This window comes from Streptomyces sp. NPDC029044, assembly GCF_040637495.1.
GTDB lineage: Bacteria > Actinomycetota > Actinomycetes > Streptomycetales > Streptomycetaceae > Streptomyces.
In genome coordinates, this window is the sequence record NZ_JBEZWN010000001.1 from 209,981 (window position 1) to 223,814 (window position 13,834).

Genomic DNA, 13,834 nt, shown 5'->3' on the forward strand with positions numbered 1-13,834 from the left:
GGCTCAGCCGGTCAGCACGATGGCGTGTGGCGACGGCGCCAGCCGCGCACGGTAGCGGCGGATCCCCCAGCTGCGGTGCTCCAGCTCCGCCGCCATCAGCACCTCCGCCGTGTTCAGTCGGTCGGGCACGAGTTCCACCAGCGCGGCGACCGGATGGTCGCCGGCCAGCGGGAAGCTCTTGACCCGACGGAACTCCCACTGCGGGTTCGGCTGGGAGGAGCCGTGGCCGCGGACGATCCACTCGTCCCTCTCCGCCCCCGCACCCGGCGCCTTCTCCACGCCCACCTCCAGCACCCCCGCGTTGACCGTGAAGCTCATGCCCATGCCGGAGCCGGGGACGGGGCGGGTGCGCTCGCCGGGGTCGATCAGGCGCGCCACGGGCTGAGCCCCGCCGTCCGGTGTGGACAGGGACACGCCCAGGGAGGCATGACGGAACGCGCCTTTGCCGGTCGGCGTCTCCGGTCGGAACGAGCACACCATCAGCAGCTGCCGGAACTCGCGGTCGGGCGTCGCCTTGACGTAGGACGCCCACTCCGCGGGCACGCCCTCGTGGTCGGCGGGCAGCACGTCCCAGCCGAACGTGAGCCTGCCGCGCAGCGGTTCGTCGTCGGCTGGGCCGCCGAGTGTGCGCTCCGGCAGGAGCTCGACCTCGTGCAACCGGACCTCGGTCATGCCACGGCTCCTTCGCTCCGACCGTGCAGGTAGGTGAACGCTCCCCAGTCACGGTAGTGCGGATACCGCGCACGGGTGGCGAGTTGGGCCTCGCGGAAGGCACCCTCCGGATCCAGGAGGTCGTGGGCGATCCGGTGGTGCATGTGGTGGTAGAAGTACGTGGCCGGCTCCGGGCGTACCGGCCACAGGCAGCCGACGACAGCCTGCGCCCCGGCGGTGATCAGTGCGGACGGGACGCCCCGGACGTTGTCCGCGCGATCGAACCGGCCCAGCGCGGACTCGCACGCGGCGAGGGTGACCAGGCGGACACCGCGCAGGTCGGCCTCCAGGAAGTCGTAGGCGAAGACCCTGCCGTCGTCGTCGCGGCCGGGGGTGAGGTGGAGGCAGTGCAGCCATGGCGCGTCCTGGTCGAGCGTCCCGTGTGCGGCGATGTGGATCACGTCCGCCGTGGAGAGCTCCGCGAGGAGCCTGTCGCGCGTGGCCGCGTGGCCGGTGACGGCGTCCGTGCCGACCGCGCCGGCGACCCGACGCGCGTGCTCCTCCAGCACCGGTTCGGCCTGGAGCCCGTAGGGCACGCCGCCGTCGGCGGAGGCCAGCACCGCGGTGCGGCGCGGCCGTACGGGGCCTTCGGCGGGGGCCAGGGCTTCGAGGCCGGCGATGGTGGTGACCGTCCAGTCGTCGGCGATCATCCGGTCCCCGGTGCGGCACAGCGGCAGCGGCAGGTAGTGCAGGGCGCCGTGCGGCCAGGCCAGGATCCGGTCCTTGCCCTGGGCCCGCCACGTGTCCCACAGTCCGCTGCCGCCGAGCGGCAGGTCGCCCGGCTGCCGCAGCAGGCGGCTGCCTTGCGGTGTCACGTCGCCGAACAGCGGGTCGCGTTCGACCTCCGCCCGGATCGCCTCGACCCGGTCCGCCACCGGGTGCCGGTCGTCGTTCTCGTCCGCGCCGTCGCCCAGGTGCACGACGAGGTCCCGACCCTGCCGGGTGACCGCGAGCAGCACGGCCGCGCCGCTCACGGCGGCGGGCAGGAACCAGGTCAGCAGGACAGTCCGGTCGTCCAGCAGCTGGTGCGCCTTCGCCCAGAGGTGCCGGTCGTCGATGAGCGGTGCCGAACGGCGGCTCAGCTCGTCGTCGATGAGCGACGAGACGTGCCACCGCAGGTTCCGGGCGATCTGCCGGGTGTCGTGGCCGCCGGGGCGCTGGTCGGAGTCCAGTGCGTTCAGCAGGGGCGACGGCCCGCCTGGCGCGCCGGGGGATGCGGCGGGGTCCTCCAGGTCGCGCAGCTTGCCGAGAAGGTGCTGGATGTGCGCGGGCAGCGCGAGCGGACCGCCGATCCGCCACCACGCCCCCAACTCCGGCCCCTTGCCCGCCTGGTGCAGACCGAGCATCAATCCCAGGGGCAGCGTCTCGGACTCCGCGGTGAGCTGCCGGACCGCCGCATGCACGAGGTCGCGCAGTACCCCGCCGAGTTCGGGCGCGCGGCTCGTGTCGAAGTTCGGCACGTCCACGATGATCGCGGACAGTGCCGCCTTGAGTGCTTCGCCGCGCAGGTTGCCCACCTGCTGCACGAACGGCACCAGGCACGCCCGCGCCAGTTCCTCGAAGCCGAGCGATGCGTAGCCGAGTGCCGCGTACGTGTAGTAGCCCCACGGGAACGGGACGGGGCCGGCGACCGGCTCGCCCGCCTGGGCCGACTGGTAGTACAGGTCCGCCGTCAACAGCCTGGCCTCTTCGCTCCGTACGTCGCCCGCCTGCTTCAGGAGGGTCAGCCCCAGCGCCGGCTGTCCCAGGTCGCGGGCGTGTGCGGCTGTGTGCAGCAGCGCCGCCGACCGCTGCGCCGGGGTCCATGACCGTGGGGACTGCGGGAACGGTGCGGCGAGCGGGCGGCCGGGGCCCGGGCAGTCGGTGGGGTCGTCGGGCAGTACGTGGAGGCGTGCCTCGGTCAACTGCCGGCGGTGGGCGGGGTCCCAGTGGAAGCCGAGCCGCTCCGCCCAGTCCAGCACCGTGCGCAGCAGCGACCGGTCCGCCTTCTCCCGGGCCAGGTTGACGCCCTGGCTGATCACCTTCGCGGTGACGACGTGGCCGTGGGCGGCGACGAAGTCGGCCCGCGGCGATGCGAAGATCGCCCTGGGCAACCCGTCGGCCAGGCTCGGGGGAATGCCGTCCACCACCCTCAGCAGGAACAGGGCGACATCCGGATCGTCGGCGGTGGACGAGTCGAGCCATACCGCCAGCGCGGATTCGGCGGTGTCCCGGTGAACTCCTTCCTCGTCCGCGAGGATCTGCGCCAACGACGCCAGGAGCCGGGGCCTTCGCGTCCCGCCGTCCAGCTCCAGCGCGCGCACCACCAGGTGTCCCGCCTCCACCAGCAGCCGGGGGCACTCGGCCTGGAAGGGCTCCTCGTCGGTGAACCAGGTGCGGTACAGATCCGCGTCCAGCCGAGCGGACCAGACGGTGCGCAGCCCGCGGGCGTAGTGGTCGGCGGCGAGATCCTCCGCACCCCGGGTGGCCATCCGCAACCGGGCGGCGGCCAGCAACGCGGCTTCCTGTCCGGCGGGATCGCTCAGCTCGTCGATCAACCGTGTCGCCAGCGCGTCGGCTTCCTCGAACACCGCGCGATCGCACCGCTCCGCCACGAGGTGGACGGCCGACTCGGCGGTATGGAGCGCCGCGTCCCGCCAAGCGGCCTGCGCCCCGCAGGCGTCGGCGACCTCGGCGACCAGCCTCCAGTAGACGTAAAGGAGTTCGGCCCGGCCGCGGTGGTCCAGGAACTCGTCCCGGAACAGCAGGTCCACCATCGCCTCGGCGGTCACAGCCTGGTCCGTGTGTTCCGCCAGGGCTCGTCTCGTCTGCTCCAGCTCGCGCGCCCGCTGCTTCGCCCGGGGCAACGACAGGATCCGGTCGCACGTGAACTGTGCCAGCTCCAACAGCGTGCCGACGGGGTCGACGAGGAACCTGACCGTCGGCGCGCCGCCCTCCGCGTCACGCGGTGCGCCCGGCTCGCCGAAGCGCACGGGGCCGGCGCACACCATGCCCTGCCGTGTCTCGGAGTCGAGCACGCCGATGGGATCGTCCTCGGCAGGCAGCACGTGGGAGACGACCAGCATGACCGAACCCGAGGCGATCGCCGCCTCCTGCCAGCCCGGCGGCTCGTCCAGGCGGAGGTCGTGCGCGAAGTGCGCGCCGTCCGGGCCGATGACGGACAGCACGCCTGCGTCATCCCGCGTGACACACCACCTGTGGTCGACGGGGTGCCCGAAGGGCAGTTCGTTCAGTGAGAGGAGCACGGGGAGTCCCCACCAGCCGTTCGCGCGGGTGAACAGGCTGCCTCCGGACCCCTCGCCGGTGGTGAACGGGCTGATGGCGGCCGGCCCTACCGCCAGGCCGGCATGCCGAACGCCCTCCACCTCCGCTGTGAACGCCCACCCCGTGATGTCCCGCGACAGCCGCACGCCATCCCCCCCTCGCGCCAAAGCGGTCATCGGCGAGACTCACCATGGCACGCCCGTGGGCGGCCCCGCTCGCCGGACTTGACCTCGCCGACCGTCCCTGATCGGCTGAGCCCATGGCCATGGACCCCAGCGACGACGAGGCGACGCCGATCGTGGCTGCGTGGCTTCCCCACTTCGCCCGGATCGAGCGGGTGGCCGGCCGGGGCGGTTCGCCGCACGAGGTGGTCGCGGCGTGAGCGCCCTCGCCGCCCAGGCCATCAGCACCGGGCGGCTGGACCTGCTGCCGCTGCGTGTCGAGCACGCCGAGGAGATGGCCGCCGTGCTGTCCGATCCGGCCCTGCACGCCTTCATCGGCGGTGCTCCCAAGACCCCGCGGGACCTGCGCTCGCGCTACCGGCGCATCACCGCGGGCTCGCCCGATCCGGCCGTCTGCTGGCTGAACTGGGTGATCCGGCTTCGTGACGAGTCCTGCCTGACGGGCACGGTCCAGGCGACGGTCGGCCCCTCCGGCCAGGCAACCGTCGCCGAGGTCGCCTGGGTGGTGGGGGTCCCGTGGCAGGGGCGAGGCATCGCCGTCGAAGCAGCCCAGGGGCTCGTCGACTGGCTCGGTGGGCAGCCGGTGGACGCCGTCGTCGCCCACATCCACCCCGAGCACCGGGCGTCCGCCGCCGTCGCCACCGCCGCCGGGCTCACTCCCACCGACGCATGGCATGACGGAGAGGTGCGCTGGCTGCGGAGCGTCGGGCGATAGCCGCCGCGGGCACGCACTGACATCGGCAAGCCGCGGCCGGGGGTCGCGGACATGCCTCAGCTCCTGCTCTACGGGGATGTACTGGTCGCCCGGAACGGCAGCAGGGTCGTCTCCCTGCTGCCGCAGACCGGTGGCTGATCCGGCCGGCCGGAAAATCCTGTGCGCCTGCCTTCCCCGCCCGGTACGGTCGCGCTCGCGCCGCGGGCTCACCGGGAGCTCCGCGCGCGGCCGTCCGGGCAGCCCGATCCCCCACACCGAGAGCAGGTTTCGTCCATGGCATGTCGTATCAGTGAACTCGTGCTCGGTTGCCGCGACGTCGAGGTGCTGGCGCAATTCTGGTGCGAGGTCCTGGACTTCGTCGTGCTCGACCGCGAGGGGGACGAGTGCATCGAGATCGGGCCGCGCGAGGGGTTCGGCGGACCTCAGCCGACGATCATCCTCAGCCGGCGGGACGAGCCGGAGCCGGGCAAGACCCGGCTGCACATCGACGTCAATCCCACCGACCGCGATCAGGACGCCGAGCTCGAACGCCTCCTGAAGCTCGGGGCGCGTCCGGCCGACATCGGGCAGACGGGCGAGGAGCAGTGGCACGTGCTGGCCGACCCCGAGGGCAATGAGTTCTGCCTGCTCAAGGCCCGCCTCAAGGAGCTCTGACGGCGCGCAGCCCTGCCGCAGGAACGTGAGGCCCCTCGGCGACCGGGGGGCCTTGTGGCTGTGTGGTCACGGTGCAGTCCGTCGCGGCCCGCCACGGCCTGACCGAGATCATCTGGCACGTCGACTCACAGGACTGGAACGGCGCGAGCACCGACGCGATCGTCCGGTCCACCGCCCGCCTCACCAACGGCCAGGTCATCCTCACGATCTCCCCCCGGACCGGCCTCGCGGTGGCACCGTAGTGGCCGTTCCCGTACCCGGCCCACCTGAGTACGCGTGCTCATGACCGGCCCGCTGCCGTCCCCCGATCCTGGGTGCATGACTATTCGGGGAATGGTGGCGGCCGGGGCCGCGCTCGTCGGTGGGGTGCCTGTGGCTGCCTGGGGGCTGATGGGGCAGCAGAACTACCGCGGGCTGCCGGCCAGTGAGCTCGACTACGCGTTTCAGCCGTGGGACATCGGGGACGGCGTGGCCGCCGTCGCCGGGGGGCTCGCGCTGGTGCTGGCGGTGGCCGGTGCGGCGGTGCTCGTGCGGGGCACGCTGCGCGGGGCGATGGACCGGCGGTGGTGGGGGGTGCTCGGGCCGCTGGTGGTGCTCGGTCTCATGCTCGGGGTGGGATGGCGGATCCTGACCGCTGGGGGCATCGGGGCCAACATCGGAGCCGGACTGCTGATCATCTTCGGTACCCCGGTCGCCGCCGGGCTGCTGCTGTGGGCCCTGGCCTGGGCGTTCTGGCTGGTCACCCAGCGCCACGGGCACGAGGGCGGCGGCGACCTGGGCGGGATCGCCTCCCGCGGGGTGTAGCAGCGGGCCGGTCGTGGCCGAAACCGCGCGCCGGGCGCCCGGCGGGATGGGCAACATCCGTATCTCGTCGGGAAGTTCACCTAGGTTGGGGGCCGGTCCCCCTTCCCCGCCCCCCAGGAGGCCCTGCCATGTCCGACGACAGCCTGCGTGACCGCATCGACACCTCCAAGCCGCACTCGGCCCGCTTCTGGAACTACTTCGTCGGCGGCAAGGACAACTACGAGGTCGACCGCGAGATCGGCGACCAGATCAAGTCGATCTTCCCGGGCCTCGTCGACGTGGCGGTCACGAGCCGCCGCTTCCTGGGGCGGGCCGTCGAGTACCTGGCCGGTGAGCAGGGCGTACGGCAGTTCCTGGACGTCGGTACCGGACTGCCCACCGCCGACAACACGCACGAAGTGGCCCAGCGCGTCGCGCCGGACGCCCGGATCGTCTACGTCGACAACGACCCCATCGTGCTGGCTCACGCCAACGCCCTCCTCACCAGCACCGCCGAGGGCAGGACCGCCTATCTGGACGCCGACCTGTACGACCCCGAGGCCGTCCTGAAGGCCGCCGCCGGCACGCTCGACCTCTCCCGGCCGGTCGGCCTGATGATCCTCAACACCCTCGGCCACGTCGCCGACTACGAGCGGGCCCGTGAGCTGGTACGGCGGCTCATGGCCGGGCTGCCGGCCGGAAGCCACCTCGTGATCAGCGACAGCACCGCGACCAGCGAGGGCATGATCGCCGCGTCGGAGGCGTACAACGCGAGCGGTGCGGTGCCGTACTACGTCCGTCCGGTCGCCGAGATCGCCGGGTTCTTCGACGGGCTTGAGCTGGTGGAGCCGGGGGTGGTGAGGGTTCCCGAGTGGCGGCCCGGGGCTTCCGGTGATGCCGGCCTCGGTGCCGGCGCCGTGGACGCGTACTGCGGAGTGGGGCGCAAGCCGTAGGCGGGTGTACGGGGCCAGTGCGGCGTCGTGGGGGGCCGGTCGCGCCGTTCCCCGCGCCCCCGAGCGCGTCACCCGTCCGGGCCGGTCATCGCAGCCCCCGCCCGCCCCCACGCGATAATCAGGACATGCCCGCCCCTCCCCCCGTCCCCGAGCCCGCCGGCCGGCTCCTCGGTGATCTGCTCGCGGTGGGTGAGGCCTCCTCCCTCGTCCTCGCGGGCGGGTACGCGGCGCTGGCGCACGGGCTGGTCGAGCGGACCGGGCCGGACGTGGACCTGGCCACGGAGCACCCGGCCGCGATGGAGGCCATCGCGGACACCGTCCGGACCGGGCTGGTCGGGCGGGGCTGGCTCGTGCAGACCCTGGAGACCGGGCCGCTGTCCGCCCAATTCCTCGTCACGGACGCGGTGAGCGGCGTGGAGTGCGCGGTCGCCCTGCACAAGGAGGTGCTGTGGCGCCCGCCCGTGGAGACGGAGCTCGGCCCGGCGCTCTCCCTCGACGACCTCGTGGGCACCCGGGTGCGGGACCTGGCCGACCGCGGACTCGCGCGCGACCTGGTCGACGTGCACGCCGCCTCGGCCCGCTGGAGCCACCCCGAACTCGAAGAACTGGGCCGCCGCCACGCCCCCGACACCTTCGACCTCACCGACCTCCAGGTCCGGCTGACCGGCACGGACTGGCTCGACGACAGGGCGTTCACCACGGCCGGCCTCGACGCCCCGGCCGTCGCCGGGCTGCGCCGCTGGGCCCAGGAATGGGCCGACGACATCGCTGAACGCCTCATCGAGGGCGAGGCCCCGGACGAGGAGTGACGCACCCGACGGCACCGCGACAGACCGGTCGGTACCCTGACCCGATGGGGAACGGGGCAACCGGACAGGTGGGGGTGGTCGCCGCGCTGGTGCGCGCGGCGTTCCTGGTCGACGGTGTGTACGCGGAGGCCAGCCGGGCGTACGGACTGACGCCGCAGCAGGGGCAGTTGCTGTGTGTGCTGGTGCACCGGCCGTACGGCATGAGCGAACTCGGCGAGACGCTCGGGCTGGCGAAGTCGAGCCTGACCGGGCTGGTGGACCGGACGGTGCGGCGAGGGCTGGTACGGCGGGAGGCCGACCCGCGCGACGGACGGGCCGTGCGGGTGGGGCTGACGGACCGAGGAGCCGCGCTCGCCGGGGAGTTCTACGCCGAGACCTGCCGCCGCATGGAAGCCCTGCCGTCCGGGCTGAGCGGCACCGAGCGGGACCGGCTGGCCGTTCTGCTGTCGAGGGTCGTCGTGGACAACGAGGTCCCCGAGGTGTTCGTGGAGGCCGCCCCGACGGTCCCCGTCCCTGCCTCCGGCGGCTCCCCCGTCTGACAGCCCCTCACCGGCTCACCGCCCTCAGCTCCTGCCGCTTCGCCGCGCCCGCCAGCAGCAGCGTCACCCCCGCCGACGCCACGGCCATCACCGCCATCGCCCGGGCCGGGGACGTCAGTTGGGCCACCGACCCCGCGAGCGCCGCCGCCACCCCCTGTGTCGTGAGCATCCCCGCCGAGTGCAGCCCCAGGGCATGCCCCGTGAGCCCGTCGGGCGTGAGGGCCACCAGTCGCTCCTGCTGGACGAGGCTCGCGCCGAACCCCACGGAGGCCAGCGTCACCGCGGCCGCCGCGAGCGGAAGCGCCGGCCGCAGCAGGAACACCACGTACGGGAGCGCCAGGAGCAGCAGGAGCGGAAAGCCCAGGCGGGAGCGCCGTCCCGGCGGGAGCACGCGGCCCACCAGCACGTCCCCCACGAGCATGCCCAGCGCGGCGCAGGCGAAGAGCGTGCCGGCGGCGTCGGGGGCGTAGGAGACGAAGAGGGATTCGCAGCCGACGACCAGGCCGTTGGGGATCCACAGGGCCAGATAGATCCGGCGGCGGGGCGGCGAGGACCAGAGGAGCGCGTTGGCGCGCCAGGTCGCCGCCACCGACGGGCGGCCCGTCGCACGGGGCGGACGGCGGGACAGGCCGAGCCGGACGACGACGGCCGCCGCGCCGTACAGGCCGGCGGCGGCCAGCAGGGACAGCCGCGGGGACAGCAGGGCCACGAGAGCGCCGCCGGCCGCGTAGCCGGCGATCTGCATGACGCCGCTCATCATGTTGAACACCGAGCGGCCGAGCAGGTAGCCGTCCTTGGAGAGGATCTCGTTGAGCAGGCCCCAGCGCACGCCCCCGCCCACCGACTCCACCAGCCCCTTGGCGAGGACGATCACGAAGAGCCAGCCGACGGACAGGCCGGGCAGGGCCAGGGCGGCGGTGGCCGCGGCGAAGAGCAGCGGCAGAGCCGTCAGGGCGGCGCGAGGGGGCAGCCGGTCGGCGGCGGAGAGCAGGAAGCTCGCGCCCAGCACCTGCACCAGCGACGAGCCGAACATGCTGACCGCCGACAGCAGCGGTGAGCCGGTCGCCCGGTAGACCAGGGTGCCCAGGGCCAGTCCGCCCATGGTCTGGGCGACCGTCTGCGCCGACGCGGCCAGGAAGAACGGGGTGAACTCGGGCGTGCGGAACAGTTCGCGGTAGCTGCGCATACGCGGAGTCTTCGACGCCCCCGATCGCGTGGTTATTGTTTCGCGCGGACGCGAAACCTCGCCAAGGGGGCGGCTCATGGGCTGGTGGCAGATCAGCGCCGACACCCTGGCCGGGAGCCGGTTCGTGATCTCACCGTTCGCCGAGACCTTCGCGAGTCTGCGGCTGCTGCACGCCGCCGAGGCGGCGCATCCCGGCGAGCGGCGGTGGCTCGACGCCCATCTGCCGGCCTACCGGCGTCGGCTGGCCCGGGACCCGGTGACCGCGCAGCTGATCAGCGCCGGGATCGGGCGGGAGTGGACGGCCGACTTCCTCTCCCCCGCCCCGCGGGACGGGGAGCCCTTCGAGCAGGAGGTCGAGCGGGTGCGGGCGGCCGACCCGGAGGCGGCCCGCGCCCACCTCACCGTGTCGCTGCGCGGCCCGGTCCCGGCGGTGCTGCACCGGGACGACCTGCCGGAGCGCGCCGCGGACCTGCTGGCGTACGTCTGGACCACGGCGGTGCGGCCGTACTGGCCCCAGCGCCGGCACATCCTCGAAGCCGATGTGGTCGCGCGGACCGCGCAGGTCAGCCGGGGCGGCTGGGCGAGCGCGCTGGACACGCTGCGGCCGGGGACGCAGTGGCTCGGGGAGAACCGGCTCCAGGTGAACGCGCACGAATACCCGCCGCGCGAGCTGTCCGGCGCCGAGCTGGTGTTCGTGCCGATCACCACGCAGCGCATCGGCTGGGTGGCCTGGGAAGGCTCGGACCGGTACGCGCTGGTCTACCCGTGCGCCGGGGCACTCGCCGACCCGGGCGGCAGACCCGTGCCCGCGAGCCTCGGCGCGCTGCTGGGCGCGGCTCGCGCCGGGGTGCTGGTCCGGCTCGGCTCGCCGCTGAGCACCAGCCAGCTGGTCGCCGTGACCGGGCAGGGGCTCGGCTCGGTCGGGCGGCATCTGCGGGTGCTGCTGGACGCCGGTCTGGTGGAGCGGCGCAGGGCGGGCAGGTCGGTGCTGTACTCGCGGACGGCGGCCGGGCAGGTCCTGGTGGAGGCCACCGAGGCCCGGACCCGGCCCGGACCCGGCCCGGCACCGGCCCGGACTCCGCCGGAGCTAGGGTCTGAGGCATGACGACTACCAACGGTTCCTCTCCCCTCGACGTCGAGATCGGCGCGCTCCAAGGCGGCCCGGCCGACCTGTCCCAGTACGCGGGCAAGGCGGTGCTCGTGGTGAACGTCGCCTCCAAGTGCGGCCTGACCCCGCAGTACACGGGCCTGGAGAAGCTCCACGAGCAGTACGCCGCGCGCGGTTTCTCCGTCCTCGGCGTGCCCTGCAACCAGTTCCTCGGGCAGGAGCCCGGCGGCGCCGACGAGATCGCCGAGTTCTGCTCGGCCACGTACGGCGTGACGTTTCCGATGACCGAGAAGGTCGAGGTGAACGGCGAGGGCCGGCACCCGCTGTACGACCGCCTGACGGGCTTCGCGGACGCCGAGGGGCACAGCGGTGACATCCGCTGGAACTTCGAGAAGTTCCTCATCGGCCGCGACGGCCGGGTCGTGGCGCGTTTCTCGCCGCAGACCGAGCCGGACTCCGCGGAGGTCGTGGCGGCGATCGAGGCTCAGCTGGCCTGACGTCCCGCTCGTCGAGCATGGCCCTGGGGCAGGCCCGGAGCTGTTGAGCCGATCCCCTGGTGCCTGCTCAGGCCCGCGGGCACCAGGGAGCCCTCTCGGCTAGGACGGCGATGCTGGTCGAGAGGGCTCTGTCGGTGGTGCGTGTGGTGCGGTCGGTCCCGGGGGTCAGGCCTTGACCGAGTCCACGAAGGCGTTCCACGCGGCGGCGGGGAACGCCAGCTTGGGGCCCTCGGGGATCTTGGTGTCCCCGAGCTCCAGGGCCTCGTCGACGGTCGACCTGACCATCACGCACGCGCCGTTGTTGTTGGTGTAGGAGGACGTCGTCCACGTTTCCGTGGCGCCCAGACGAATTGCCATGTTCGCTCCGTTGCCAGTTGCGTTTACGCCAACCCGTGCTGGTGGTTGGCGTGATCGACGCTACTCGCCAACATCCTCGTTCGGAGCAGTCATTCACTCGACTGGATGGCATATTCCAGGGGAGACTTCCAGTCAGGCGTGTCAGGGGTGTAGCATCCCGCGCTTTGCCCGGTGGAAGGTCATCCTCCGGCGGTGGTTCAGCGCGCGTACTCCTTCGCCACGCGCTCGATGAGCTGCCGCGACTGGTCCACGTTCAGCGACTGGGCCCGCAGGTGCTCGTACATCACCGTGTACTTCTGCACGTCGAGCGGCTTCTCCAGGTAGAGGTCGCTGGTGACGCCCTCGATGTAGACGACGCTGGAGTCGGCCGCGTCGGCGAACTCCAGGATCGAGTACTGGCCGTTGATGCCGGCGTGCGCGCCGACCTCGAACGGCAGGACCTGCACGGTGATGTGGGGCAGCTGCGACATCTCGACCAGGTGCTCCAGCTGCTCGCGCATCACCGGCCTGCTGCCGACGATCCGGTGCAGGGACGCCTCGTCCAGGACCACCCACAGCCGCAGCGGTTCGGTCTCGGCGGTGATCCGCCCCTGCCGGCGCAGCCGGACCTCGACGCGCTTGTCGTTGTCGGCCTCCGACGCCTCGGGCGAGCCGCCGCGGATGATGGCCTCGGCGTACGCACGGGTCTGCAACAGGCCGGTGATGATCTGGGGTTCGTAGACGCGGAGCGACTCGGCGTCCGTCTCCAGGCCGATGTAGACGCTGTAGGGGATGTCGCCGAAGGCGTGCCACCAGCCCTGCTGCCGGGAGTCCTTGGCCATCTGCATCAGCGAGTCGACGATCCGCTGGTCCTCGACCTCGTAGACACCGCACAGGTCGCGCACGTCGCGCTGGCTGATGCTGCGCCGCCCGTTCTCCAGGCGGCTGATCTTCGACTGCGACACCAGCAGCCGCTCGGCCACCTCTTCGGCCGTCATGCCCTTGAGCTCACGGAGCCTGCGGAGCTCCTGGCCCAGCCGGCGCCGCCTGACGGTGGGATTGACATTGGACGCCACGGGACGTGCACCTCCGGCTGCGTGCCTCTACTTTGCGTATCTGCTGTTGAGCAGACTGCCACCAAGGTGCTTACTACCGCTGGGAAACGGTGGATATGCGACGGGTACACGCCAGTTCGGACACGGCACGCCGAGCGGGGCGGAGAGAGTGTGCGCTCTCTCCGCCCCGCTCGGACAGCGGCTCCCGTGACCGGGTCGTGGGTCTCGTGGTGCGTGTGCCGGTCGTAGGTCGTGCTGGTGCCGGGTCGTGCCGGTGCGGCGCGGCTCAGTGGGCCACGGCGCGGGCCATGCTTCCGTGGCGCGGTTGCATCGGAACGCCGCGGGCGGGTTCCGGTGCGGGCCTGGTCGTGCCGGCCGCCTGACGGCCGGACGGTGCCGGGCTGCGGCGCGGCTGGGCCGCGACGCCGTTCTGGACGTCCATCACCGCGTGCGCGACGAGACCGCCCATGGGGTCGTGCCTGATCAGGTCCCTGAGCCGGGAGCGAGAGGAGCGTCCCTCGTTGCCCGGGTACAGGTGCTTGCCGAGGCCGACCGCGTGAGCGAGGGCCGCGAGGGCCGCGGTCCGCGGGTCCGGCGGTACGCCGGTGCGGATCGCGGAGTCCAGCCGGGCCCTGATCTCCCGGCTGATCTCGGTGTCCGTCGCCTGGTAGCGAGTCGTCGGCAGCACTCCGCACATCTGGCCGGCCACGGCATGCACCATGCCGCACCGCTCCAGATGCGAGAGGTAGGTCTGGCGCAGCCCGAGACGCGGCCCGCCGATCCAGTTCACCGCCCGCACGGGAGCGCCACGCCTTCGCAGCAACTCCAGTGCGCAGTCCAGTGTTGGATCTCCAGTCGGCCGTGGTGCCACCACGGCGATACGATCCCCGTCTGGGGCTATCCGTCCGGCCAGCGCCAGCTCCACTAGCTGTGCTCCGGCCAGACCGAGGTCGAGCGACTGCGGCTGTGCGGTGGTACCCGTGGTCGGGTCCAACGCCAGCAGCAGAAGCTCCTCCGGAAGTGTTCTGCGGCTCCTGCCCAT

Annotated in this window: 15 protein-coding genes and 1 pseudogene; 10 read left to right on the top strand and 6 right to left on the bottom strand. The window is 72.7% G+C overall.

What is annotated here, in order from left to right; all coding sequences use genetic code 11:
* Positions 1-3: 3 nt before the first annotated feature.
* Both AB0E85_RS01000 and AB0E85_RS01005 read right to left on the bottom strand, forming a co-directional pair.
* Positions 4-672 carry a hypothetical protein gene (locus tag AB0E85_RS01000; RefSeq protein ID WP_361921118.1) on the bottom strand — a complete coding sequence of 223 codons (669 nt, stop codon included), beginning with the start codon at positions 670-672 and terminating at the stop codon, positions 4-6.
* Entirely contained in the window at positions 669-4,121 is a 3,453-nt protein-coding gene (locus AB0E85_RS01005; protein ID WP_361921119.1) for a CHAT domain-containing protein, read from the bottom strand. The genes AB0E85_RS01000 and AB0E85_RS01005 overlap by 4 nt, the downstream gene beginning before the upstream one ends.
* A 113-nt stretch (positions 4,122-4,234) precedes the next feature.
* On the opposite strand from AB0E85_RS01005, the gene AB0E85_RS01010 reads away from it, so the two are divergent.
* The 8 genes and pseudogenes from AB0E85_RS01010 to AB0E85_RS01045 all read left to right on the top strand — a co-directional run bounded on the left by AB0E85_RS01010 (position 4,235) and on the right by AB0E85_RS01045 (position 8,610).
* Entirely contained in the window at positions 4,235-4,357 is a 123-nt protein-coding gene (locus AB0E85_RS01010; RefSeq protein ID WP_361921121.1) for a hypothetical protein, read from the top strand.
* Positions 4,354-4,872, top strand: coding sequence for a GNAT family N-acetyltransferase (locus AB0E85_RS01015; RefSeq protein WP_361921123.1), 519 nt, complete (start codon positions 4,354-4,356; stop codon positions 4,870-4,872). Before AB0E85_RS01010 ends, AB0E85_RS01015 begins: the two co-directional genes overlap by 4 nt.
* Positions 4,873-5,145: 273 nt before the next feature.
* On the top strand, positions 5,146-5,526 hold the full coding sequence (locus AB0E85_RS01020; RefSeq protein ID WP_361921124.1) for a VOC family protein: 381 nt from the start codon (positions 5,146-5,148) through the stop codon (positions 5,524-5,526).
* A 68-nt stretch (positions 5,527-5,594) separates the two neighbouring features.
* Positions 5,595-5,729: pseudogene (locus AB0E85_RS01025) on the top strand (polysaccharide deacetylase family protein); the annotation flags it as partial.
* 115 nt (positions 5,730-5,844) lie between these two features.
* A complete protein-coding gene (locus tag AB0E85_RS01030; RefSeq protein WP_361921126.1) occupies positions 5,845-6,330 on the top strand; it encodes a hypothetical protein in 486 nt (161 codons plus the stop codon).
* Positions 6,331-6,458: 128 nt separating this feature from the next.
* The gene (locus tag AB0E85_RS01035) at positions 6,459-7,262 is read left to right on the top strand and encodes an SAM-dependent methyltransferase (RefSeq protein WP_361921128.1); all 804 of its coding nucleotides are present in this window, start codon (positions 6,459-6,461) and stop codon (positions 7,260-7,262) included.
* 125 nt (positions 7,263-7,387) lie between these two features.
* Entirely contained in the window at positions 7,388-8,071 is a 684-nt protein-coding gene (locus tag AB0E85_RS01040; protein ID WP_361921129.1) for a nucleotidyl transferase AbiEii/AbiGii toxin family protein, read from the top strand.
* Between the two features lie 44 nt (positions 8,072-8,115).
* Positions 8,116-8,610 (top strand): MarR family transcriptional regulator, encoded by a 495-nt coding sequence (locus AB0E85_RS01045; RefSeq protein WP_361921131.1) that lies wholly within the window; start codon positions 8,116-8,118, stop codon positions 8,608-8,610.
* Between the two features lie 7 nt (positions 8,611-8,617).
* On the opposite strand, the gene AB0E85_RS01050 is transcribed toward AB0E85_RS01045, so the two are convergent.
* Complete coding sequence (locus AB0E85_RS01050; RefSeq protein WP_361921133.1) at positions 8,618-9,796, bottom strand: MFS transporter; 1,179 nt, start codon at positions 9,794-9,796, stop codon at positions 8,618-8,620.
* A gap of 76 nt (positions 9,797-9,872) precedes the next feature.
* Between AB0E85_RS01050 and AB0E85_RS01055 the strand changes: the two genes are divergently transcribed.
* Both AB0E85_RS01055 and AB0E85_RS01060 read left to right on the top strand, forming a co-directional pair.
* On the top strand, positions 9,873-10,901 hold the full coding sequence (locus AB0E85_RS01055) for a helix-turn-helix domain-containing protein (protein ID WP_361921135.1): 1,029 nt from the start codon (positions 9,873-9,875) through the stop codon (positions 10,899-10,901).
* Entirely contained in the window at positions 10,898-11,401 is a 504-nt protein-coding gene (locus AB0E85_RS01060) for a glutathione peroxidase (protein ID WP_361921137.1), read from the top strand. The genes AB0E85_RS01055 and AB0E85_RS01060 overlap by 4 nt, the downstream gene beginning before the upstream one ends.
* A gap of 165 nt (positions 11,402-11,566) precedes the next feature.
* Here the strand turns inward: AB0E85_RS01060 and AB0E85_RS01065 are convergent, their stop codons facing one another.
* The 3 genes from AB0E85_RS01065 to AB0E85_RS01075 form a co-directional block, all read right to left on the bottom strand.
* Entirely contained in the window at positions 11,567-11,758 is a 192-nt protein-coding gene (locus AB0E85_RS01065; protein ID WP_033312893.1) for a DUF397 domain-containing protein, read from the bottom strand.
* 197 nt (positions 11,759-11,955) lie between these two features.
* Positions 11,956-12,813: a helix-turn-helix transcriptional regulator gene (locus tag AB0E85_RS01070; RefSeq protein ID WP_062927438.1), complete on the bottom strand. Its 858-nt coding sequence runs from the start codon at positions 12,811-12,813 to the stop codon at positions 11,956-11,958.
* Between the two features lie 265 nt (positions 12,814-13,078).
* Positions 13,079-13,834 (bottom strand): GPP34 family phosphoprotein, encoded by a 756-nt coding sequence (locus AB0E85_RS01075; protein ID WP_361921139.1) that lies wholly within the window; start codon positions 13,832-13,834, stop codon positions 13,079-13,081.